The organism is Bradyrhizobium sp. NDS-1, assembly GCF_032918005.1.
Lineage (GTDB): Bacteria > Pseudomonadota > Alphaproteobacteria > Rhizobiales > Xanthobacteraceae > Bradyrhizobium > Bradyrhizobium tunisiense.
The window spans coordinates 6,291,644-6,312,911 of record NZ_CP136628.1; the positions used below are offsets into that span (position 1 = coordinate 6,291,644).

Annotated in this window: 21 protein-coding genes and 1 pseudogene; 12 read left to right on the forward strand and 10 right to left on the reverse strand. The window is 64.3% G+C overall.

All coding sequences use genetic code 11. The features are described from left to right. Positions 1-26: 26 nt before the first annotated feature. The gene (locus RX330_RS29325; RefSeq protein WP_317240795.1) at positions 27-677 is read right to left on the reverse strand and encodes a TetR/AcrR family transcriptional regulator; all 651 of its coding nucleotides are present in this window, start codon (positions 675-677) and stop codon (positions 27-29) included. Between the two features lie 203 nt (positions 678-880). On the opposite strand from RX330_RS29325, the gene RX330_RS29330 reads away from it, so the two are divergent. The 3 genes from RX330_RS29330 (at position 881) to RX330_RS29340 (ending at position 2,867) form a co-directional block, all read left to right on the forward strand. Further along, the gene (locus RX330_RS29330; protein WP_317240796.1) at positions 881-1,774 is read left to right on the forward strand and encodes an NAD(P)/FAD-dependent oxidoreductase; all 894 of its coding nucleotides are present in this window, start codon (positions 881-883) and stop codon (positions 1,772-1,774) included. Between the two features lie 21 nt (positions 1,775-1,795). Continuing rightward, positions 1,796-2,269, forward strand: a complete 474-nt coding sequence (locus RX330_RS29335; protein ID WP_317240797.1) for a methyltransferase family protein — start codon at positions 1,796-1,798, stop codon at positions 2,267-2,269. 139 nt (positions 2,270-2,408) lie between these two features. Further along, on the forward strand, positions 2,409-2,867 hold the full coding sequence (locus RX330_RS29340; protein WP_317240798.1) for a nuclear transport factor 2 family protein: 459 nt from the start codon (positions 2,409-2,411) through the stop codon (positions 2,865-2,867). Here the strand turns inward: RX330_RS29340 and RX330_RS29345 are convergent. Next, positions 2,864-3,097 carry a DUF736 family protein gene (locus RX330_RS29345; RefSeq protein WP_317240800.1) on the reverse strand — a complete coding sequence of 78 codons (234 nt, stop codon included), beginning with the start codon at positions 3,095-3,097 and terminating at the stop codon, positions 2,864-2,866. The two genes, RX330_RS29340 and RX330_RS29345, sit on opposite strands and share 4 nt — an antisense overlap. Here RX330_RS29345 and RX330_RS29350 point away from each other — a divergent pair. The 8 genes and pseudogenes from RX330_RS29350 (at position 3,096) to RX330_RS29385 (ending at position 10,960) form a co-directional block, all read left to right on the forward strand. Then, entirely contained in the window at positions 3,096-3,959 is an 864-nt protein-coding gene (locus RX330_RS29350) for a class I SAM-dependent methyltransferase (RefSeq protein ID WP_317240802.1), read from the forward strand. The two genes, RX330_RS29345 and RX330_RS29350, sit on opposite strands and share 2 nt — an antisense overlap. Positions 3,960-4,120: 161 nt before the next feature. Then, positions 4,121-5,323, forward strand: a complete 1,203-nt coding sequence (locus tag RX330_RS29355) for a multidrug effflux MFS transporter (protein ID WP_317240803.1) — start codon at positions 4,121-4,123, stop codon at positions 5,321-5,323. A gap of 314 nt (positions 5,324-5,637) precedes the next feature. Beyond that, entirely contained in the window at positions 5,638-8,775 is a 3,138-nt protein-coding gene (locus RX330_RS29360) for an efflux RND transporter permease subunit (protein ID WP_317240804.1), read from the forward strand. A 77-nt stretch (positions 8,776-8,852) separates the two neighbouring features. Continuing rightward, positions 8,853-9,047 (forward strand): annotated as a pseudogene (locus RX330_RS29365) (hypothetical protein); the annotation flags it as partial. Between the two features lie 294 nt (positions 9,048-9,341). After that, positions 9,342-9,803: a universal stress protein gene (locus RX330_RS29370; protein ID WP_317240805.1), complete on the forward strand. Its 462-nt coding sequence runs from the start codon at positions 9,342-9,344 to the stop codon at positions 9,801-9,803. A 79-nt stretch (positions 9,804-9,882) separates the two neighbouring features. Beyond that, a complete protein-coding gene (locus RX330_RS29375) occupies positions 9,883-10,011 on the forward strand; it encodes a hypothetical protein (RefSeq protein ID WP_007600646.1) in 129 nt (42 codons plus the stop codon). 89 nt (positions 10,012-10,100) lie between these two features. Continuing rightward, on the forward strand, positions 10,101-10,469 hold the full coding sequence (locus RX330_RS29380; protein WP_212092742.1) for a rhodanese-like domain-containing protein: 369 nt from the start codon (positions 10,101-10,103) through the stop codon (positions 10,467-10,469). 278 nt (positions 10,470-10,747) lie between these two features. After that, a complete protein-coding gene (locus RX330_RS29385) occupies positions 10,748-10,960 on the forward strand; it encodes a hypothetical protein (RefSeq protein WP_212092743.1) in 213 nt (70 codons plus the stop codon). Between the two features lie 208 nt (positions 10,961-11,168). Here RX330_RS29385 and RX330_RS29390 read toward each other — a convergent pair whose 3' ends face one another. Beyond that, positions 11,169-11,393, reverse strand: coding sequence for a hypothetical protein (locus tag RX330_RS29390; RefSeq protein ID WP_249154106.1), 225 nt, complete (start codon positions 11,391-11,393; stop codon positions 11,169-11,171). Positions 11,394-11,663: 270 nt separating this feature from the next. Here RX330_RS29390 and RX330_RS29395 point away from each other — a divergent pair, with 270 nt between their 5' ends. Further along, on the forward strand, positions 11,664-11,939 hold the full coding sequence (locus tag RX330_RS29395; protein ID WP_212092744.1) for a hypothetical protein: 276 nt from the start codon (positions 11,664-11,666) through the stop codon (positions 11,937-11,939). A gap of 24 nt (positions 11,940-11,963) precedes the next feature. On the opposite strand, the gene RX330_RS29400 is transcribed toward RX330_RS29395, so the two are convergent. From RX330_RS29400 to RX330_RS29430, 7 genes are all read right to left on the reverse strand, one after another. Next, positions 11,964-15,065 (reverse strand): EAL domain-containing protein, encoded by a 3,102-nt coding sequence (locus RX330_RS29400; protein WP_317240806.1) that lies wholly within the window; start codon positions 15,063-15,065, stop codon positions 11,964-11,966. 176 nt (positions 15,066-15,241) lie between these two features. Further along, complete coding sequence (locus tag RX330_RS29405) at positions 15,242-16,036, reverse strand: adenylate/guanylate cyclase domain-containing protein (RefSeq protein ID WP_317240807.1); 795 nt, start codon at positions 16,034-16,036, stop codon at positions 15,242-15,244. Between the two features lie 134 nt (positions 16,037-16,170). Beyond that, positions 16,171-17,361 carry an adenylate/guanylate cyclase domain-containing protein gene (locus tag RX330_RS29410; protein ID WP_317240808.1) on the reverse strand — a complete coding sequence of 397 codons (1,191 nt, stop codon included), beginning with the start codon at positions 17,359-17,361 and terminating at the stop codon, positions 16,171-16,173. A gap of 115 nt (positions 17,362-17,476) precedes the next feature. Further along, positions 17,477-18,061: a HutD family protein gene (locus RX330_RS29415; protein ID WP_317240809.1), complete on the reverse strand. Its 585-nt coding sequence runs from the start codon at positions 18,059-18,061 to the stop codon at positions 17,477-17,479. Beyond that, positions 18,036-18,299, reverse strand: a complete 264-nt coding sequence (locus RX330_RS29420; RefSeq protein ID WP_317240810.1) for an alpha/beta fold hydrolase — start codon at positions 18,297-18,299, stop codon at positions 18,036-18,038. The genes RX330_RS29415 and RX330_RS29420 overlap by 26 nt, the downstream gene beginning before the upstream one ends. Next, positions 18,296-18,862, reverse strand: a complete 567-nt coding sequence (locus RX330_RS29425; protein WP_317240811.1) for a DUF2087 domain-containing protein — start codon at positions 18,860-18,862, stop codon at positions 18,296-18,298. Before RX330_RS29425 ends, RX330_RS29420 begins: the two co-directional genes overlap by 4 nt. Positions 18,863-19,106: 244 nt before the next feature. Next, entirely contained in the window at positions 19,107-21,197 is a 2,091-nt protein-coding gene (locus tag RX330_RS29430; RefSeq protein WP_317240812.1) for an adenylate/guanylate cyclase domain-containing protein, read from the reverse strand. Positions 21,198-21,268: the final 71 nt, after the last annotated feature.

Here is a 21,268-nt window from a genome sequence, read left to right on the forward strand (position 1 = left end):
CTTGTTCTGATCCGTTCTTAACTAGACTATCCGCCCGCATAGTCGTTGCCGCTGTGCGCGGCGATGAACATGGCGACGGCCGTCCGGCAATAGGATTCGATTTCGTTGTCGTTCTCTGCCTTCGCCTGATCGAAGCGTGCGATCATCAGGAGATCGGATCCTTTGAAGAGCGCGGCGAACAGGCGGGCGGACCGGCGAGGATCGGGCACGTTCAGAACCGCCTTTACGTGCAACTGACGCAACATGGCCTCGATCTGGGCGATGACATGGGCGGGGCCGGCTTCGAAATGGAGCTTGCTTAACGACTTTTGACTCGTCTTGTCGGCCATGACCATGGCTTCGACACTGCGGACGTCCGGTCTCAACGGCGTGCGAAGCAGTAATGATCCCACCGCCATGAGCTGATCTTCGACCGGACCGTCGACGCCTTCAAGAAGGATCTGTGGTGCAAACAACTGATGGCAGCCGGCCGCGATGGCCGCGCTGAACAGCGCCTCCTTGTTCTCGAAACGCCTGTAGATGCTGAGCTTGGATATCTTCGCCCGTTGGGTGAGCTTGTCCAAGGTCGTCGCCTGAAAACCCAATTCCACAAAGAGTTCGCGCGCGGCGTCGATGATCGTTTGGCCAAGCGCCTCGTTGGCGGGCCGGCCGCGCCGGCCCCGGATTTTTTCGGTCACGACAATTCCAGTACTTGACAGTATTCTAATTCTTACATTACGATACTATGGAGTATCTGAAATGTGCAAGCCCACGGTGACTTTCGATGCAACGACGAGCCCTACTGAAGTTGGCTGCGCTTTCCACCATCGGCCTCGCGCGCGCTCAGGCCACCGCCAAGCCCAACGCGTCCCCCTCCATCCCCAACACGGAGCCCAGCACCATGGATGACGTCATCATCATCGGCGGCAGCTTTGCCGGTCTCGCCGGCGCCCTGCAGCTCGGCCGCGCCCGCCGCAAGGTCACCGTTCTCGATACCGGCCTGCCGCGCAATCGCTTCGCCGGCCACTCGCATGGACTGCTCGGCCACGATCACAAGCCGCCGCTGGACATCCTGGCCGAGGCGCGGCGGCAGCTGGCGCGTTATCCCGCGATCAAGCTGGTCAGCGCCCGGGCCGACGGCGTCTCGGGCGCCCTCGACGATTTCAAGGTTCTCACGTCCGATGGTGAAAGCCTTCGGGCGCGTCGTGTGATCCTGAGCTATGGCATCGCCGACCAGATGCCTGATGTTCCGGGCTTTGCCGAAAGCTGGGGCACGTCCATCGTGCCTTGCCCCTATTGCGACGGCTTTGAAGTCGCCGGCCAGCATTGGGGCCTCGTCTGGTCCGGCCCGCAGTCGCAAAATCAAGCCAGGCTGTTCCTCGACTGGACCGACAAGTTGACGCTCTTCGCCAATAATCACGATATTCCGCCCGATATCCGGGCCAATCTGGCGCGCCGCAACATACCTGTCGTCGACGGCCGGATCACCGAGATCGCCCATCACAAGGGCCGTATCGCCACCGTCAATCTCGATACCGGCCGCAATGTCGCAGTCGACATCCTGTTCGCGCATCCGCGCAACAAGCCGTCCGCAAGCCTGCATGAATCACTGGGCCTCGCCACGGTGGATACGCCCGTCGGCATCGCCCTCAAGGTCGACGAGCGCCGCCAAACCAGCATGCCCGGCATCTACGCCGCCGGCGACCTCACCACGCCCTTCTTGCCCTCGGTCACCCAGGCATCATCGCAGGGCGCGATGGCGGGTATCTTCGCCCAGCAGTCGATGGTGGTTTGAGAGCACAGATGCAGGATGAGCATGGCCGTCGAACGAGACAGCGCGGGTGTGCGCTTCCCTCCGCCCTTCATCTATCTGGGAGCGCTGCTGTTGGGGCTGGCGGCCGAGCGGATCGTCCCCCTCCGCTCCTTCGGCATCGACTGGCGGTTGCTGGTCGCGGCGGGCGCGCTGCTGTTCGTTGCCGGCGCGGCAATGATGCTTGCGGCGGCGGGGCTGTTCTGGCGGCTCGGCACCAACGTTCCGCCGTCCCAGCCGACGACCCTCATCGCAACGACCGGTCCCTATCGGTGGACCCGCAATCCCATGTATCTCGGCATGGCGCTTATCTATGCCGGCCTTGCGATCGGCTTCGACGGGCCGATCGCCTTCGCCTTGCTCCCGTTGGTGCTGATCGCGATCCAGACGCAAGTGATCGCCCGCGAGGAGCGCTATCTCGAAGCGAAGTTTGGCGACGGCTACCGCCGCTACAAGGCCGAGGTTCGCCGATGGCTCTGACTATTGCGCCGCTGCCGTCTGCGTGGCCGCCCGTCAGCCAGCTTCCCAACAGATCGCGTCGTTACCCGGAGCAGCTTTCAGTATCTGGAAAGTATCCATCCGTGCAGAGCCGTCGGCTATCCAACAACAGGGTGCATCAATGGTCTACAGTCTCATTGTCGAAAAAGAGATCCGCAGGAGCTTCGATCATGTCAACAACCAGCGTTGGGAAGATGCTGCAAAGGGCCTAACACCAAACGCGTATCACTGGGTTGCCGGAGATCATGCGTTGGGGGGTGAGCGACATGGAAAGCCATCGGTGAAGCAGTGGTTCGAGCGCATGGGCCGTGTTTTCCCGAAACTTCACATAGATATCGAGCAGCTCGAGGTGACGGGTTGGCCATGGAACACCACGGTGTTCGTCAAGTGGCGGGCCAACGCGAGGCTACTTGATGGCCAAAGCTCGTATGTGAACAGGGGCGTCCACGTCTTCAAGTTGCGATGGGGCAAGGTTTATTCGATTGAGGAATACTTCGACTCGCAGGCTGCAGAACGAAGCCTCGCTATCCTAGCTCGTGCCGGTTTGGATGAAGCTGCGGCTGGGCCAATCGTGAGCTAACGCCGATCATTCGTGTGATGCCGCCATCGGCGCACAGATCCCCTTCTCCGGTTGCCGCGGGCGCGGTTGTCCTTCGAATTCCAGCGCCAGGCGGCACCGATCTCGACGCATGAGAAGATCACACGCAGGTCTGGCGCCTTATCACTGGTGGAGGCGGGATCGCTGGAGACGATGCGCACTTTGGCATCGGACAGCTTCGTCAAGAACGAACCAGAACAAGGATAGGTCATGGCAGAGCGAAATGCGGATCAGGTCATCGACTGGAAAGGCCAAAGCGGGGAGCGCTGGGTCGTCCACGAGGCCCGGCTCGATGCCAGGCTGGCGGTGTTCGGTCAGGCCGCGATCGAAGCCGCCGCGCCCGCGGCGGGCGAGCGCGTGCTGGACGTCGGCTGCGGCGCGGGCGCGTCGAGTCTGGCTCTGGCCGCCCGCGTCGGAGCCAGGGGCCAAGTGCTGGGCGTGGATATCTCCGAACCGCTGATCAGCCGAGCGCGCGCCCGTGCGCCACAGGATACGCAGGTCCTGTTCCGGGTGGCCGACGCCAGCAACGCCGAGCTGCCCGAGGCCGCGTTCGACCTGCTGTTCTCGCGTTTCGGAGTGATGTTCTTCGACAATCCAACAGGGGCGTTCGCGCATATGCGCCGCGCGCTCAAACCGGGCGGCCGGCTCGCATTCGTCTGCTGGCGCGGCACGGCCGAGAACGATTGGATGCGCCTGCCGATGGGCGCGATCAAGGGCATCGTCCCACCGATGGCGCTGCCCGATCCCGAAGCGCCCGGCCCATTCTCGTTCGGCGACCCGGGGCGGGTGGGCCGGATCCTGACGGGGGCCGGCTTCACCGATATCGCTATCGCGCCCTTCGATGCTTCCGTTTCGTTTGGCGAGGGCGCGACGCGGGACGCGGCGATCGACGACGCGGTGAAGATGACATTGGAGGTCGGCCCGCTGTCGCGCGCGCTCGCTGATCAGCCCGACGACATCCGTGCCCGCGCCTCGGCCGCGGTTCGCGCCGCCTTCGCGGGCCGCCCAGGCGAGCGATCGCTGATGATGAACAGCGCGACGTGGATCGTCACGGCGCGCAATCCGGCAAGCTGATGATCGCGACGATTGGACGATGACGGTGACAGTGCACTCAATCGCTACGCCAACCTCTTCACGGGTCTAACGATAGTCACAACGACAGTTAAGCGCACAGTCACCGTAATCCTGTCACTCGTCGCCTTAATCCACCGATCAACCTAACAACGAAGGATCCCATGGCAGACCTTATCAACACCGCGCCGCGGGACATTCCCACTTCCAGCGCCCTGCCGATCGCGGTCCTTTCCGTCCTAACCGCGATGGGAACGCTGGCGACCAACATCTTGCTGCCGTCTCTGCCGCACATTGCGATCTCATTGAACGTCACGACTGCGGTGGTCACGTCCGCCATCACCGTCTTTCTTGCGGTGTTCGGATTGGGCCAGCTCCTGGTCGGACCGCTTTCGGATCGCTACGGAAGACGTTGGCCGGTCCTGATCGGATTTGCCGTGTTCTTCGCGGGCAGCATCTGGTGCGGTCTGGCAACCGACCTGCCGAATCTCCTTGCCGGCCGCGTCGTGCAGGCAACAGGGGCTTGTGCGACGGCAGTGCTGTCTCGCGCCATCGCCCGCGACATGTTTAGTGGCGCAGCGCTGGCACGCGCGATGGCGCTCATCATGATCGTGATGTCCGCCGCTGCCGGGTTCTCGCCACTGCTTGGCGGCGCACTCGACCACAGTCTTGGCTGGCGCGCCGAATTCGCGCTGATCGCGGCCTTTGCTGCCGTCGGCGCCGTTGCCTACGGCATCGTTCTCGGCGAAACACACAATTCGATCCGCACGCCGCTCAACCCAGCTGCCATCGGCAGGACCTATGCCGGCTTGATTGGCGACCGTCGCTTCGCTATCCCCGCGACCACCTCGAGCCTCATCATAGGTGGCATGTTCTCAATGTTTTCCGCTGCGCCGCGCCTATTCATCGAAGCGCTGCACTTCACGCCGATCCAAGTAGGCCTCTTTTTCGTCGGCACCGCCTTCATCGTAGCCGCCGCGGGTATGCTTGCAACAAGATTGGCACCACGCTACGGGCTCGATGGCCCGATCCGGGCCGGCTTGGGCGCGACGGCCGCCAGCAACCTTGCAATCCTGCTGATCTCGATGATCAGCCCGACTTTCCTGCCTTTTCTGGGCGCGATGTGCGTTTTTCTTCTCGGCGCGGGTGTTGTCATTCCACTGGCCACTGCGCGGGCGCTTTCTCCATTCGGGGAGAAGGCCGGCGCCGCCTCGGCGCTGCTGGGTTTCTTGCAGATGATGATCGCCGCGATCGGCGTATGGCTTGCTGCTACGGTGTCACATGAAGCAATGTTGGCGCTGGGCGTCGTGATGAGCGCGTTTTCCCTGCTTGCCCTTGGCCTGTACGCGCGGGGCGCAGGACCTTGATTGGTGCATGACTCCGCGTTTCTTTTTAGTCGCTCGTCAGCTTTGCGACGTCGGCTGACGCCCTCGGGCAAACGCGCGGGATTCGCCAGTCTGACAATTGGATTACGGTGACAGTGCACTCTCTGTCCTTCTAAGTTTCTTACGAGTTACGTCGTGTGAGGAGAGTTTCGGCCTTTGTCCCTAAGCAGAGGCTGAAGCGGCGAAGCGATCCAGAATCTGCCCAGCCCCCTGGATTGCTTCGCTGCCTCGCGATGATGGTTTGAACAGAGCGGCTGTCCTTTTTAGGCAATTGGAACGTCCTTTCGGAGAGAGCGATGAAGCGCTTCAACCTTTCGGCCTGGGCCGTCAGCCACCCGACGCTGGTTCTCTTCCTTATGGTCATGCTCGGCGTCGCCGGCTACTTCTCCTATGAGAAGCTCGGCCGGGCCGAGGATCCGTTCTTCACGGTGAAGGTGGTCAACGTCTCCGTGCTGTGGCCGGGCGCGACCGCGCAGGAGATCCAGACCCAGGTCGCCGATCCCATCGAGAAGAAGATCCAGGAACTGCCCTATTTCGAGAAGGTGCAGACCTATTCCAAGCCCGGCTTCACCGCGCTCCAGGTGACCTTCCGCGACGATACGCCGCCGAAGGACGTGCCCTATCTCTTCTACCTCTTGCGCAAGAAGGTGATCGACGTCCAGGGCCAGCTGCCGCCGGGCATCCTGGGGCCCGTCGTCAATGACGAGTTCTCCGACGTCGATTCCATCCTCTACATGATCTCCGGCGACGGCGCCGACTACGCCCAGCTCAAGAAGATCTCCGAAGGCTTTCGCCAGCGCCTGCTGAAGGTGCCTGGTGTGACCAAGGTCGACGTCTACGGCAATCAGGACGAGCGCATCTTCGTCGAGTTCAGCCACGCCAAGCTCGCGACCCTCGGCATCACGCCGCAGGCGCTGTTCGATTCGCTCGCCAAGCAGAACAACGTGACGCCGGCCGGCACGGTCGAGACCTCCGCGCAGCGCGTGCCGCTGCGCGTCACCGGTGCGCTCGACGGCACCAAGGCCGTCGCCGAGACCCCGGTCGAGAGCAACGGCCGCGTGTTCCGCCTCGGCGACATCGCCACCGTCACCCATGGCTATGTCGATCCGCCGACCTTCGTCGTCCGCCAGGAAGGCAAGGCCGCGATCGGCATTGGTGTCGTCACCGCCAAGGGCGCCAACATCCTCGACCTCGGCAAGGAGGTCGAGAAGGCGACGGCCGACTTCATGAAGGCAGTCCCGCAGGGGATCGATGTCAAGCTGATCGCCGATCAGCCCAAGGTCGTCGAGCATGCCGTCGGCGAGTTCGTGCATTCCTTCATGGAAGCGCTCGTCATCGTGCTGTTCGTCTCGTTCCTGGCACTCGGCTGGCGCACCGGCATCGTGGTCGCGCTGTCGGTGCCCCTGGTGCTCGGCATCGTCTTCATCGTCATGAACATGATGTCGCTCGACCTGCACCGCATCACGCTGGGTGCGCTGATCATCGCGCTCGGCCTGCTCGTCGACGACGCCATCATCGCGGTCGAGATGATGGTGGTGAAGATGGAGCAGGGCTGGGACCGCATGCGCGCGGCATCCTTTGCCTGGGAATCTACTGCGTTTCCGATGCTCACGGGAACGCTGGTCACGGCCGCTGGCTTCCTCCCCATCGGCTTTGCCAATTCCGCGGTCGGCGAATATGCCGGCAGCATCTTCTGGATCGTGGCGATCGCGCTGGTCGCCTCCTGGTTCGTGGCGGTGATCTTCACACCCTATATCGGCGTCAAGCTGCTGCCGGAGATGAAGGCGCACCACAATCACGATCCGCACGCGGTCTATGAGACCCGCATGTACCGCGGCTTGCGCGCCATCGTGCAATGGTGCGTCAACCACCGCATCACCGTGGTGGTTGCGACCGTCGGCGTCTTCATCGCCTCGGTCGTCGGCTTCGGTCAGGTCCAGCAGCAGTTCTTCCCGCTGTCGGAGCGGCCCGAGCTGTTCCTCCAGCTGCGCCTGCCCGAAGGCACCGCCTTCAACGTCACCGAAAAGGCGGTGAAGCAGGCCGAGACGCTGCTCAAGGACGACAAGGACATCGCGACCTATACCTCCTATGTCGGCCAGGGCTCGCCGCGCTTCTGGCTCGGCCTCAATCCGCAGCTGCCGAACGAGGCCTTTGCCGAGATCGTCATCGTCGCCAAGGGCGTGGAGGCGCGCGAGCGGATCAAGGCCAAGATCGAGAGCGCGGCGGCCGAGGGCTTCCTGTCCCAGGCGCGCGTGCGCGTCGACCGCTTCAATTTCGGTCCGCCCGTTGGTTTCCCCGTCCAGTTCCGCGTGATCGGCCCCGACGCCAACAAGGTGCGCGAGATCGCCTACCAGGTCCGCGACGTCATGCGGCAGAACAAGAACGTCCAGGACGTCCAGCTCGACTGGAACGAGCAGTCGCCCTACCTCAAGCTCGTCGTCGACCAGGACCGCGCCCGCGCCATGGGCCTGACCCCGCAGGACGTCTCACAGGCGCTCGCGATGCTGATCTCGGGCGCGCAGGTCACGACCATCCGCGACGGCATCGAGAAGGTGGCCGTGGTCGCCCGTGCGGTCCCGTCCGAGCGTCTCGACCTCGGCGGCGTCGGCGATCTCACCATCACCTCGCGCAACGGCGTTGCCGTGCCGCTGCAGCAGATCGCCAAGATCGAATATGCCCACGAGGAGCCGATCATGTGGCGGCGTAACCGCGACATGGCGATCACCGTGCGCTCCGACGTCGTCGACGGCGTGCAGGCGCCCGACGTCACGGGCCAGATCACGCCGAAGCTGAAGCCGATCATGGACCACCTCGAGCCGGCCTACCGCATCGAGCCGGGCGGCGCGTTCGAGGAATCGGCCAAGGGCAACGCCTCGATCTTCGTCCTCTTCCCGCTGATGGTCATGGTGATGCTGACGCTGCTGATGATCCAGCTTCAGAGCTTCTCGCGCCTGATCCTGGTGTTCCTGACCGCACCGCTCGGCATCGTCGGCGCCTCCTTCGGCCTCAACGTCGCCAACGCCCCGTTCGGCTTCGTGGCGCTGCTCGGCCTGATCGCGCTCGCCGGCATGATCATGCGCAACACGGTCATCCTGGTCGACCAGATCGAGACCGACGTCTCCCAAGGCATGACCCGGCGCGAGGCGATCGTGGAGGCCACCGTTCGCCGCGCCCGTCCGGTAGTGCTGACGGCGCTCGCCGCGATCCTCGCCATGATCCCGCTGTCGCGCTCGGCGTTCTGGGGCCCGATGGCGATCACCATCATGGGCGGCCTGTTCGTCGCGACGTTCCTGACGCTGCTGTACCTGCCGGGCCTCTATGCACTTTGGTTCAGGAAGAGCCTGGACGAGGCGGGCACCCCCGAGCAGCCTGCCGCGCCGCAGCATGGGAGCAATGACCCGCATGCTATTCCGCTTGCTGAGAAGCAACGCTGATTGACAAGTCCTGACGGACGACACTGATTGCAGAACACATCGAAGACGATACCCGGGATCGTATTCTCGAGGCGGCCGAGCGGCCCGAGGGGGCGTTCGACATCCTGTTCTCACGTTTCGGGGGGATGTTCTTCGACGATCCGACAGGGACGTTTGCGCATGCCCGCGCCTCGGCCGCGGTTCGCGCCGCCTTCGCGGGCCGCCCAGGCGAGCGGTCGCTGATGATGAACAGCGCGACGTGGATCGTCACGGCGCGCAATCCGGCAAGCTGATATCGATTAGCAGGGGAGACGCAAATTGCGGTGCCAGTGCTGGATTGGTGCAGTCCAGCACTGGCACTGCAATTATCGGGTCTCGCTGGAGAGGTTGCAGTCCAGCGCACCCGACAGCATCGATCGCTTTCGAGGGTTCGGAGGCTAATGAATCAAATGCAATCCTACCATAACGACAGCCTTTCGATCTTCTGACAGCCAGACCGAGCTCAGCACAAGCGCATGGACCCACGGCCTGCATCAGCACATACTCCCCAGGCATCACTTTGTTCGACGAGCAAGGGAGCCGCCCGCATGTACGCCAACATTCTCTTGAGCACGGATGGATCGGACGTCGCGAGAAAAGGCGTCGAGCATGGCATCGCCTTGGCGAAGGCCTTGAACGCCAGGCTGACGATCATCACCGTGACGGAAGCGCTGCCGGTCGACTATGGCAGCGGACACGCCTCGGGATGGATCCCGACGCAGGACGAGATCGACAGTTTCGAGGCAGCCTGCAAGGACCGTGCGGGCAAGGTGCTCGATGAAGCGCGCGCGATGTCGGAGCAGATCGGCACGCCCGCAGAACTTCTGCATGTACCGAATGCGCACCCGGCGACGGCAATCATCGAAACGGCAAAGTCCCGGGGATGCGACCTGATCGTCATGGCCTCTCATGGGCGTCGCGGCCTCAGGAAGCTGTTTCTGGGCAGCCAGACATCCGAGGTCCTGGTGGACGGAAGCGTGCCGGTGCTGGTGGTGCCGAAGCCTGCATGAGTGTAGGGCTTAATTCGCACCGCCCGGCTGTTCCGCCGAGCACCCGCACAAGACCGCCGTCCAGTGGCAGGAGAATTTCATGACGAGTGAAAAAGGCCCGAACATCAAGAAGAAGCAGAAATGCAAGAATTGCGAGGGCAAAGGCCTGCTCAAAAAGGGCGACAAGGTGGTGAAGTGCCAGCGCTGCAAAGGCACGGGGGTGCGGTGACGCTGCGCCGATGACCGCTCTCGCCAGGAGGAGGCACAACGCGAACCAATGTGCTATCGTCCCCGGGGAGCAACAACGGAGGAAACCCAATGCCAACCAGCGTCAAGCAGATGCTCGAAGCCGCCAACGCGGCGGTCCCCAAGATCACGTCGGAACAGGCGGCCGAGATGATCAAGAACGGCGACACGCTGGTGGTCGACGTTCGTGATGCGCCGGAGGTCGCGGCCAGCGGCAAGATCGAAGGCGCCGTGCATGTCTCGCGGGGGATGCTGGAGTTTCGCGCGGATCCGGAATCGCCCTATCACGACAAGGCGTTCGACAAGAGCAAGTCCGTCATTCTCTATTGCGCCTCCGGCGGCAGGTCGGCGCTGGCCGGCAAGGTGCTGAAGGATATGGGCTACGACAAGGTCTACAATGTCGGCGGCTTCAAGGACTGGACGGGGGCGGTGGAGAAATAGCGGTTCGGCGGATCGTTCCCCCGAGCGAGCAAGTCGCCTGATCAGTTCCTGAACAGATTGACGCAATTCTGGCGGGGGCGTGTTGCCGCCGAACGCCGTCACCGGCGCTTCGGCGGTACAGCGGCGCTTCCACGGAGGTTCTGGGCACTCCCACCGTTGGCACTTCCTGAAGACAACGTGCGTTGCCGTCCTTTCGAGGAAGCGATCAAGCTTCATCGTCGTTGCAACAATCAGCCTTCACGCGTGTTTTTCCCGATGGGGACAGAGCGAGGCGCGCCATGGACGAGGATCGCAAGGATGCCGGGAAGGCTACCGGCAAGGATACCGGATTGACACCTGACGACTTCCCGATCGAAGCCGACAAGGACAAGCTCAGGACTCACAAGGGCGAGCCGGTGGCCTCGGCCGAGACGGAGCAGATTGCGGACCAGTTGGCTGAACGGCTCAACGAGCATGCTCACCAGGAAGAGCAGGACCGCTGGTCGGCGTGACGCCCTGGGAATAGGAACAGAGCAGTGTTGCCGGGCATTGGTCTGCGCCGGCATTTCACAATTCCGGCAAGAATGGCGGCCTCGGCTCGAAGTCCGCCCCCTGACCAGCGCCGAGGCCGCCTGTTCGCGTCATTCGAGAACTCGTTCCGTTGCCATATCCAGCGACGGAGCGCCTCTGTCGTCACAGCACATCGACGCGGACGGCGGATCAAGCGGAGCGCGGCATGGCGACGGGCGGGCTGCTTCGCTCACCCAGCAGCTTGCCGGTGGTGCTGTTGACGAAGTGCAGCGACATGCAGGCCGGGCACCTCACGGCGACGTAGCTATCCGCCGGCTCGGAACTCTCGGGCCGAGCGTCATCGATCCGATGCTGGACGTCTATGCCGGTGCGCGGGCACCTGAAGAGAATCTGGCGCTGCATATCCTGCTTCATGCGCCCAACCCGCCGCCGGCGATATTGCGGACGATTCCTTAGGGGCCTTCCCCATGTTTGCGATGGGTCAATGCGAACGGTTTGCCGGCGCCTATGCTCTGGATGGCATCGGGCGCTTTGTCGCTCCGGTGTCGAACGAAGCGGAGCCCGGACTCCTAGGCACTCCGGGCGCCGCTTCGATACAAGGCCGCGGGTCCGCACGACCCGCCGCCGGACACAGGCCACTTTCGCGCAGGCCACCTTCGCGACTCCTCGCTCAGGAGAGCAGCCATGATGCCCGCCAATTTCGATGATCTGCCCTCGCTGGTGCGCTACGCGCTCGAGACGACGCGCGCCACCACGGCCTGCCCGTTCCACGATGACGTCGTCGTCCGCGTCGGCGACGACGCCGCCGAGAGCCATGCATACGAACGCGCCAAGCGAATCCTGGGGAGCGACAGCACGGATTTCGACGGCAACGCGCTGAGGGAAGAGATCGGCCGCCAACTCGCCATCGCCGCGGACGGGCGATGCCCGAAATGCGACCGAACCGATCCGGCCGGCTAAGGCGCGTTGCGCCGGATCCGACGTTCAGGAAACCGCGCGCCTGGAGGCGTTCTTGCTTTGCTTCGACGAGGCGAGGCTCCGGGGCCGCCCGATCAAATATCCCTGCATCTCATCGCAGCCTTCCTGCACCAGGAGCGACATCTGAGCGTCGGTCTCGATGCCTTCCGCAAGCACCGGCACCCCGAGCCCGTAGGCGAGGCCGATCACCGCCCGCACGATGGCCAGCGATCGCTCGCTCTGGCCGAGCGAAGCAACGAAGGATCGATCGACCTTGATCCGGTCCAGCGGAAACGCTTCGAGATATGACAAGGACGAATATCCCGTTCCGAAATCGTCGAGCGCGATCAGGATGCCGAGCGCCTTGAGCGATTGCATCGTCGTCCTGGCGCGCGCCACGTCCTCGATCAGAACGCCTTCCGTGATTTCGAGTTCGAGGCGCCCGGCCGAAAGCCCGCTGTCCCGCAGCGCTCGGCGGACCTGCGCATCGAGGTCTTCCCGGCGAAACTGCGTCGCCGACACGTTGACGGCGATTCGGAGCGGCTGATCCCATGACGCCGCTTCCCTGCACGCCTCCATCAGAACCCAGTCGTCGATCTGCGCAATGGAGCCGCTTTGCTCCGCGATCGGAATGAACTCTCCCGGAGGAATGATACCGCGCACCGGATGCCGCCAGCGCACCAGGGCCTCGTAGGCCATGAGCGTGCCATCCCGGTGTTGCTGCGGCTGATACTCCAGATAGAGCTCGCCTCGCGCCACGGCAGTCCGCAGATCGTGCTCCAGCGCACGGCGGTCGCGCAACTGCTGGTCCATCGCGCTCGTGAACAGGCGGATCGCTCCCCTGCCCTCGTGCTTGGCGCGATAGAGCGCGGCATCCGCGTTCGCCAGCAGCGAAACCGCGTTGTCTGCGTCTCTCGGATACAGCGCGACGCCGACGCAGAGATCGATCTTCAGCGCACGGCCGTCAACCTCGATCGGTTGCTCGAATTGAGCTCTCATCCTCGTGGCGAGCAGCTCCGCGGCTGCCGGCAGCGGCAACCGATCGATGATGGCGACGAATTCGTCACCGCCGACACGCGCCACATAGGATCCTTGCGCGGCGTCCTGCAGACGTCGCGAGGCCTCGCGGAGCACGGTGTCGCCGACGGCATGGCCAAAATGGTCGTTGATCTCCTTGAAATGGTCGAGATCGATGCAGAGCACGGCAAAGCCGCCGTCGGCGATCTCTGCCCGTTCGATCGCATCGCCGAGGTGCTGGTCCAGGGCGGCCCTGTTGGGCAACTCGGTGAGCGCGTCGTGACAGGCGAGATAGCTCACCCTCTGCTGCGCCCGATTCCGCTCCGTCACGTCGAAGGCGACGCAGACATGAGCGGAGCGCTCCTCATAAACGAGGGGCCGGGATTCGATCACGACCTCGATCGCCTCGCCGTCGGCGGTCCTGTGCAATTCGCAGTCGCGTTCGGCGCCGTGTTGCGGCTCGCCATACGCGAGTTGAGATTCGGACATGGCGAGGAGGTCTTCGCGGGAATAGCCGTAATGCCGGCACATCGCGCCGTTCACGGCAATAAGAAGGCCCGTCTTCGCGTCGACCACCCACATCGGAAGCGGGTTCTCCTCGAAGAGCAGGCGGAAGGAAGCCTCCCGGCGCTTGAGGTCGGTGATGTCGACCCGGATTCCGATGCTGCCTCCGTCGCCGGTGCGTCTTTCCTCGACGCGAACCCACCGGTCACCCGCCAGATGCTGTTCGTGCGAGTGTTGCGGCAGCGCATGGTGGGCCAGGCGCTCGGCGAGCCACTCCTCCTCCCGGCCTGCGGCGTCCGGATACTGTCCGCCGGCCAACCCGGTTCGAATAATGGTTTCGAACGGCGCGCCGACCGCAAAGGCGTCCCTGCTGGCGGTGTAGAACTCGGCATACTGACGATTCCAGAGCACCAGACGATCGTCCTTGTCGAAGACGGCAAGACCTTCGGGGACCACGTCAAGGGCTTCGGTCAGGTGGGTGTGAGCGGCGCGCGCGGCGGCTTCGGCCTGCTCGGCCGCGATCTTGGCTTCCGCAAGCGCCTTCTCGGTGCGATGGCGCTCAGTAATGTCCTCGTGGGTCGCGACCCAGCCCTTCCCCTCCATCGGGCGATGCCGGATCCGCACGATCCGCCCGTTGGTCAATTCCACGGTCGTATCCGAATTTGCGGCGGTGACCGGCGTGCTGTTGCGCCAGTCGAGATAATCCTGCTTCGACATCTTCGGCGCGCTGCCGACCGAATAGCGGAGCTCGACGATGTCGTTCAGCTGCATGCCCGGCCGGACCAGTTTCGGATCCAGATCGTAGATCTCGAGATACTGCCGGTTGCAGACGATCAAGCGCTGATCGTCGTCGAAGAAACAAAGGCCGTGGGACATGTTGTTGAGCGCCCTGTCGAAGCGCTCTGCGAACGCGGTCGCGGTCTGCTCTGCGGCCCGCGCGCGATCGCCCTCCCCGGACAGCCGTCCGTGGGTCTCGACCAGCTTCACGAAGGAGCGGAAATTGGTGTTGATCATCCGGGTGAGCAGGACGAGCAGCGCCAGCAGATTGATCCCGACCGAGACCAGCATCCCGTTGCCGGAGAGCAGCAGAACCGTCGCGATGGGTGCGCCGGCTATCAGCATCGTCAGCCGGGACGACGGCGGGAAGCTGCCGAGGCAGTAGGCCGTCCCGACGCAGCCCATGAAGAGCAGCAGGGAGACCGACACGCGTAGACCGGGATCGACCACCACGAACAGTGCCAGAATCCAGATCACGAAGCTGCCGCTGAGCGCCACCGTGGCGAGGCGAACTCTCGCGAGTTCCCGGTACGCTTCCTCGGCGGTGAAATCGGCCTTCTTCAGCCGGAGCCACTGGGCCAGCCGAAAGAGACAGGCCGCCAGGAGAGCGCCCGGCAAGGCAAATCGCAGCCATGCCGAGACCGTGTTCGGAAGGAGCAGTCCCACGCTGACGCTGTTCACCAGAAGCGCGGCGTAGAGAACTGGCACCTGCTCGCGGAGCACGCGAAACTGCTCGACGAGCAGCGAACGGCCGAGCGGATCGGTCGTATCACCGATCGCGAAAGCGTCACGAAACCGCGCGAAGAAGCCCATCAAGGTTGTCCCAGCCATCTCGGAGGCTAGGATATAGAGGCGAAGGACCCGTAAAGGCGCTTGGTGTTTTCGACGTTAACGCGGCTGCTGAGAATACGAAGACGCCAATCCCGTCAACGAGTTCCGCGCGCCGCAGCCTGCCGTCGCGGGCATGAGCCGGTTCCGGCCTGTGTCGCCCTCGTCCGCAATCCCGCTCAATCCTCCACCCGGAACAGGCGCCATCGCGCCGGCACGCCCTTGAGCTGGTGCACGCCGTGATCCCTGAAGCGGATCTCCGACTGCGCCATCAGGTCCCTGACAGCGCTCGAGACCAGGACCTCGCCGGCACGCGCTTTGGCGGCGACGCGCGTGCCGATGTGAAACGCGAGACCAACCATCTCGCCCCCGCTCACCTTGTATTCGCCCGCATGCAGCCCGACCCTGATGTCGAGCCCCAGCGTGCGCACGGCCTTTTGAATCGCGGTCGCGCACGCGATGCCCGTTGCGGCCTTCTTGAAGGTGGCCAGCACGCCGTCGCCCGTGGTCACGACTTCCTTGCCGCCGCACGTCTTCAGCTCCTTGCGCACGGCGGCGTAATAGTGGCCCATCACCTTGGTCCAACGCGCATCGCCCAGCTTTGCGGCCTTTGCCGTGGAGCCGACGATGTCGACGATCAGGATCGTGGCCAGCGCCTGCTTGGGCTCGGCACTGCGTTCCGCCGATCGGCGCTGGAGCGCGATCGATCCGGCCAGCGGTTCATAGCGATGATTGCGGCGCCGGGCGATCGCGGCCTTGGCATAGTCCTGGGCGCGCTGCACCGTGCCGCAGCGAACCGTCTTCTCCTGCGGCAGACGTGTCCAATAGACCTTTCGCTTGTCGCCGGCGCCCTGAACCTCCACGGCGCCCCACTTCAGGAAAACCGCCGAGCCAACCCGCCTGACACACCACGCCTTCGACGTGTATCCCGATACATTCGACTGATGGACCCCGATGCGAAGGAATTTGGGCATGGACGTGCGGCCGATCGAAGGAACGCCTGGACTGGCTGGGGTAAAGCGTAGTCACCCAGTCGCACGTTGGCAACAAGACAAGCCCCGGTTGGGAAGCTTGCCCTTGGCCCGCCGCCGCCCAGCCTTCATGCCCGTCACCCCTGATAGGCAAACAGCTCGATCGGATCGCTGAAGCCGCGCACCTCGTGCTTGCCGACATGCTCCAGCTCGAACTTCGGCTCCACCAGCTCGGCGAAGTCGCGTGACAGCAGCACTGTTCGTCCCAACTGCTTGGTCAGGGCTTCCAGGCGGGAGGCCATGTTGACGGCAGGACCGATCACGGTGAAGTCGAGCCGACTGCTCGATCCGATATTGCCGTACATGACGTCGCCAACGTGGACGCCGATGCCGTAGTTCAGCGGTGCGCGGCTGGTCGCTTTGTTGCGCTCGTTCAGCGCGACCATGGCTTGGCGCGCTTCGGTCACGGCATGGAGCAGGTCGGCGCAGGCATTGGGCTGGCTCAGCGGAAAGATCGCGAGCAGGCCGTCCCCGATGAATTTGAGGATCTCGCCGCCATGCCGCGCGATGGGTTCGGACATCGCGTCGAAATAATCGTTGAGCAGATCAATGACGTCGTCGCGCGGCCAGTTGTCGGAGATTTTGGTGAAATCGCGCAAGTCGCAGATCATGATCGCCGCGCGCACCGTCGTGCCGGTGCCGCGCCTGGTAGCGCCGGCGAGGATCAGCTCGCCGGCATGGGACCCGACATAGGTCTCGAGCAGCGTGCGCGCCAGGCGGTTCTTGATGCGGATCTCGCTGACCAGCGCCAGCACCGGCATCACCTTCTTCAGGCTGGCGATATCCGCCTCGGCGAACCCGCCGGGCCGGTCGGTCGCGAAAGTGACGAGGTGACGCTTGCCGAGCGTGTGCAGGAGCGGCCAGGCCAGATAGTCCGTGAGGCCCAGCGATCGCATCTCATCGTAGAGCGCGTGCTTGCGCCCGAGCGAGGAGACCTGTTCGAGCCTCTCGCGCACCTCGTCGGCGCCGTCGAGGATTTCGTTGGCGGCGCTACCGATATATTCCGACCGCTCGCGGGCGTCGTAGTCGGCAAGCGTAATCTCCGCCTCTTGTTTGCCGTCGGACCACATCATGCGGGCCCCCAGCCATTGCGGATGATGGATCATCACGTGAAGCGTCGCCCGCTTGAGCGGGATGCCCGCCTGCTGCAGGCGGATGCACATTTGCGCAAAGATGTCGTCGATGAAGCGCTCGTCGCGCGTGCCGCTGGTCAACCAGTCGACGACGCCGTCGGCTTGCGTAGGGGCGTTGTTGTCTGGCGCGTTCATATCTGCCCCTTGAGCGGCGGTTTGCATCGCAGCACATATCGTGCCCCAGCTCCGCCGCGTCAACCTAGCCAGTTGCATGGATTGTGCGCACCCGCGCGACCGGCGCAGCTGCCGCCTAGCCGGTGAGCCGGATCGACGCCAGCACGGCCAGACCCGAGACGACCGCGAGCTTAGAGGCCGTGGTGAGCTCGACCTTCAGCGTGTCTTCGTGCGAAAGTGCAAAATCCTCAAGCCCGAGACGGAGGCGGCAATCGCCGCGCGCGGCGTAAACCAGGTGCGTGCCGGCAGCAAGCTGCCGCTCGCCGGGCTCGCGAAGCGCAAGGAGATCGATCTCGGCCGCCCCGCGCCGCGCCATCAGGTTCACGACCTCGACCGGCCCTGCCTCGAGCGCGGTCACGATCTCCGTCTCGCCGGTGAAGCGCACCGTCGTAAAAGGTTCACGCTCGTCGAAATCCTGCGCGGGCGACTTCAGCACCAGCCCGCGACCATTGACGACCATCTGGAGACGATCGATGCCGGGCATATGGGAGAACGGACCCGGCGCCACGATCGGTGTCGCGGCAAACCGCCAGAGCAGGCTGTTCCAATCCCTCGCCGGCGCATCTTCGCGCCAAGCTCCCGCAAGGTCGGTGAAGATGCCACCGCCGTTCTTCCAGGGCGAGCGCGTGTAGTCTTCAGGTTTGAGCAGTGTGGTCTTCATGGAGATCCTCGATACGATGGGAGTGCGGCGGAGCGTTCGCGTATGCTTCCAGAAACGGCTCAGCGGCCTTCCGCACCGTTTCAAGATGTGTGAACAGCGACACGTGGCCGCCGTCGGGAAGCGCGAGCAGCTTCGCCTGCGGGATTGCCCGACAAATGCTCTCGGCATGCGAGAACAGCACGACGTTGTCGGACGGCGCAGGCCCGACAAGCGGCACAGCGTCCGGGTTTGCGGTCATGTCGCGACCTCCGTTTCCGGGGCACCGACCTTCAGGTGACGCAGCAACGCCGTAGCGTCGCTTGGCGGCCGACGCTCGATCCGGCGATAGTCCCGCCCATCGGCTGTGCGGACGATCAGGCCGTGATCGCACAGCGCGCGGCGGAGCAAGGCATCATCGGCGAAAGCGTGTTGGCGATTCAACAATGCCTTGACCTGCGCCTCGGCAAGACTGCAGCGCGGCGGGAAGCCGGCCCACAACACCCAAAGGCTCAATTGCTGCATGCTATGCCGAGCCGGCCAGCGAAGCAGCCGGCCGTAGTCGCCGAAATGGCGCGCCGCCCGTTGCACGGGCTTCAGATCGACCGCATCGCCCTGGGATGCCGGCGCCACGCGGTCATCAACGGAACTTCCGGCCGCACATGCACGAAAATGCTGGTAATTCCTGTGTCCCGTCGCACGCGCGAGAATGTTGAGCAGCTCGACGTGCCCCGGTGGCGACGTCCGCTCCAGGAGCTGGGCGCGCACGGATTTCGCGAGCGCGGAGATGTCGCCCGCGACAAAGGCAATGGGAGTTCTGGCCATGACCAATCCTCGATGTGCCGATCCGGGTAGGATTGTCGGAGGTCACCGGCTTACGACGCGGCACGAGGTTGGTGTCGGTTCGATTGAGCCTTGCAGGTTTAGCTTCCCTCGCGGGACGGTGACGCCTGGGTGAACTGCAGACCCAAGCCCCCTTTACAACGGACGCCCGTCAAGCTCAAGAGCCTGACGTGAGATGCGCGTAAGCCGCGATCGGAGGCGCTGGGTGCCCCGGATTCCGACGCCGCTATTTCGACGCCAGTGCCGCCACAGGCCGCCAAGCAGCGTCCGGCCCGGCCGATGCGAGTTTGCGGCAGCGGTCGCGCATCAGCTCGGCTGGACGATCGTGGCCGCGCCGTTTCAATACCGTCTCGAAATCGGCTATCGCATAGGTGAACCGGCGCGCCCGATAGCTGGCAAGGCCGCGCTCGTAATCAGCGATCCAGGACGCATCGACGCTAGCGTCGTCATTCGCCATCCCGATCAGCTCGTAGACGGAGATCCCCTCTTCCCGTCCGTAGACAGCGATGCTGTCGAGCTCGCGCGTGACGACGGCGCCGCGCGCCAGACGTTCGGTCGTCTCGCCGATCAGGATCTGCGTGCCATAGGATTTATTGGCCCCTTCGAGCCGGCTGGCGACGTTCACGGCATCGCCGATCACGGTGTAGTTCAGCCGCAGCTCCGAGCCGATATTGCCGACCAGCATGCGGCCCGAATTGATTCCGATCCGGATCTGGAGCGGCTGGCCGAGATCGTCGACCAGCCCGGACTCTTCCACGGCCCTGCGGCAGGCGAGCGCGGCGCGGCAGCAGCGCGCGGCGTGATCGTCCTGCGGCTGCGGCGCGCCCCAGAAAGCCATCACGGCGTCGCCGATGAATTTGTCGATGGTGCCGCCATTGGCGACGATCATCTCCGAGGTGACGTCGAGATAGCGCGACAGCAGCGGCACGACGCGATCGCCCAGCCGTTCGGACAGCCCGGTGAAGCCGGCAATGTCGATGAACATCACGCTGAGCTCCTGGACATAGCCGCCGGGCTTCGCCTCGACGCCCTGGTGCAGCAAATCACGAACGAGATCGGCCGGGATGAATTTTCGGAATGCGGACAGCCCGGCCGCCATCTCGGCAATCGCGCCCGACAGGCTCGCAATCTCCCTTAGCCGTGACGGATGGCGACGGACCTGCTCCAGCGCAAAGGCCTCGACATGACGTAGCTCGCCGACGACGAGCGACAGCGGCGCGGCAATGACGGAGCGCGCAAGCAACGCCGAGACGAGCGCTGCGAATACGGCGCCGATCGCGAGGCCGAGGATCAGACGCCGCAGCGTCGTCTCGACCGGCCCGAGAAACTCGGCCTCGGGGATCACCGTGGCGAGCGACCAGCCGGGAAACGGCAGCGGCGTCAGCGTCACCTCGTAGGCTGCGCGGCCCGATGTGAGGCGGCTGCGCCACGCCTCTTTGCGGCCGGTCTCACCGGCCTTGTCGAGCGCCAGGCGCGCGAGCGGTAGCAGCTTCAGGTCGCCGCGCGCCGGATGGAGCTCGTCGGCCTCCTTGTCCGGCGCCGCGACGAGTTCGCCGCTGCCATCGACGATGAAGGCGGTCCCCGTGCGCCCGACCTCGAGTTGCGACAGGAAACGCGCAAGCCTCGTGTATTCGATGATGACGGCCAGAACGCCTTGCCGTTCCTGATAGACGTCGATCGGCCCGGCGAAGGCGATCGACGGCCGCTGGCCGGTCGCATGGTCCAGCACCCTGAACCATTGCGGATCGTCCGCCTTCAGCCCGGCCTTGAACCAGGCCTGATCGGCGACGCGGAACGAGGTCGGCTCGAAGCGGCGATTGGCGAATTCGATGTCGCCGGGCACGACGTCGTACTCATCGACACGGCGCTCGCCAGGATGATCCGTCAGCGAGATCTCCATCATCTCCAGGCGGCGATCACCGAGCTTGTGCGCGGCGAAGTAGGAGCCGTCGGGCCAGCCGAAGGCGACCCAGGAAATCGTCGCCTGCGACTGCAATTGCGACAGAAACACGAATTCGCGCTTGTCGGCCTCGCGGGTGTCGAGCACGTTCTGCAGGAACAAGGTGCGGATCGCGGTGTGCGCGGCGCGCGCCTCGTCGACGATGGCCAAGACCTCCTTGCGCACCGCCGCCACGATCTGCTCGTTGATGGTCGAGGCGAGTTGCCGGCTGGTCGCCTCCGCGGTGCGCCACCACAGGAGGCTGGAGAGCGCGGCCGTCAACAGGATCGCCGTCAGGACCAGCGCGGACACCGCGAGGCGGATGCTGATCGTCAGCCTTGCGATCGTATGAAGCCGTCGTTCGGGATCAACCTTCATCACTGTCTTCGCCCGCTGGTCCACCGCGCCACTGTCATGCTCTACGCCGCAGGCCCGCGCCCGTTACCTCT

What these genes read in the sequence shown, in the direction of transcription:
- RX330_RS29330 (WP_317240796.1), top strand. Translation starts at nt 881, where the DNA reads ATGGATGACGTCATCATCATCGGCGGCAGCTTTGCCGGTCTCGCCGGC.
- RX330_RS29335 (WP_317240797.1), top strand. Translation starts at nt 1,796, where the DNA reads ATGGCCGTCGAACGAGACAGCGCGGGTGTGCGCTTCCCTCCGCCCTTC.
- RX330_RS29340 (WP_317240798.1), top strand. Translation starts at nt 2,409, where the DNA reads ATGGTCTACAGTCTCATTGTCGAAAAAGAGATCCGCAGGAGCTTCGAT.
- RX330_RS29350 (WP_317240802.1), top strand. Translation starts at nt 3,096, where the DNA reads ATGGCAGAGCGAAATGCGGATCAGGTCATCGACTGGAAAGGCCAAAGC.
- RX330_RS29345 (WP_317240800.1), bottom strand. Translation starts at nt 3,097, where the DNA reads ATGACCTATCCTTGTTCTGGTTCGTTCTTGACGAAGCTGTCCGATGCC.
- RX330_RS29355 (WP_317240803.1), top strand. Translation starts at nt 4,121, where the DNA reads ATGGCAGACCTTATCAACACCGCGCCGCGGGACATTCCCACTTCCAGC.
- RX330_RS29360 (WP_317240804.1), top strand. Translation starts at nt 5,638, where the DNA reads ATGAAGCGCTTCAACCTTTCGGCCTGGGCCGTCAGCCACCCGACGCTG.
- RX330_RS29370 (WP_317240805.1), top strand. Translation starts at nt 9,342, where the DNA reads ATGTACGCCAACATTCTCTTGAGCACGGATGGATCGGACGTCGCGAGA.
- RX330_RS29375 (WP_007600646.1), top strand. Translation starts at nt 9,883, where the DNA reads ATGACGAGTGAAAAAGGCCCGAACATCAAGAAGAAGCAGAAATGCAAG.
- RX330_RS29380 (WP_212092742.1), top strand. Translation starts at nt 10,101, where the DNA reads ATGCCAACCAGCGTCAAGCAGATGCTCGAAGCCGCCAACGCGGCGGTC.
- RX330_RS29385 (WP_212092743.1), top strand. Translation starts at nt 10,748, where the DNA reads ATGGACGAGGATCGCAAGGATGCCGGGAAGGCTACCGGCAAGGATACC.
- RX330_RS29390 (WP_249154106.1), bottom strand. Translation starts at nt 11,393, where the DNA reads ATGAAGCAGGATATGCAGCGCCAGATTCTCTTCAGGTGCCCGCGCACC.
- RX330_RS29395 (WP_212092744.1), top strand. Translation starts at nt 11,664, where the DNA reads ATGATGCCCGCCAATTTCGATGATCTGCCCTCGCTGGTGCGCTACGCG.
- RX330_RS29400 (WP_317240806.1), bottom strand. Translation starts at nt 15,065, where the DNA reads ATGGCTGGGACAACCTTGATGGGCTTCTTCGCGCGGTTTCGTGACGCT.
- RX330_RS29405 (WP_317240807.1), bottom strand. Translation starts at nt 16,036, where the DNA reads ATGCCCAAATTCCTTCGCATCGGGGTCCATCAGTCGAATGTATCGGGA.
- RX330_RS29410 (WP_317240808.1), bottom strand. Translation starts at nt 17,361, where the DNA reads ATGAACGCGCCAGACAACAACGCCCCTACGCAAGCCGACGGCGTCGTC.
- RX330_RS29415 (WP_317240809.1), bottom strand. Translation starts at nt 18,061, where the DNA reads ATGAAGACCACACTGCTCAAACCTGAAGACTACACGCGCTCGCCCTGG.
- RX330_RS29420 (WP_317240810.1), bottom strand. Translation starts at nt 18,299, where the DNA reads ATGACCGCAAACCCGGACGCTGTGCCGCTTGTCGGGCCTGCGCCGTCC.
- RX330_RS29425 (WP_317240811.1), bottom strand. Translation starts at nt 18,862, where the DNA reads ATGGCCAGAACTCCCATTGCCTTTGTCGCGGGCGACATCTCCGCGCTC.
- RX330_RS29430 (WP_317240812.1), bottom strand. Translation starts at nt 21,197, where the DNA reads ATGAAGGTTGATCCCGAACGACGGCTTCATACGATCGCAAGGCTGACG.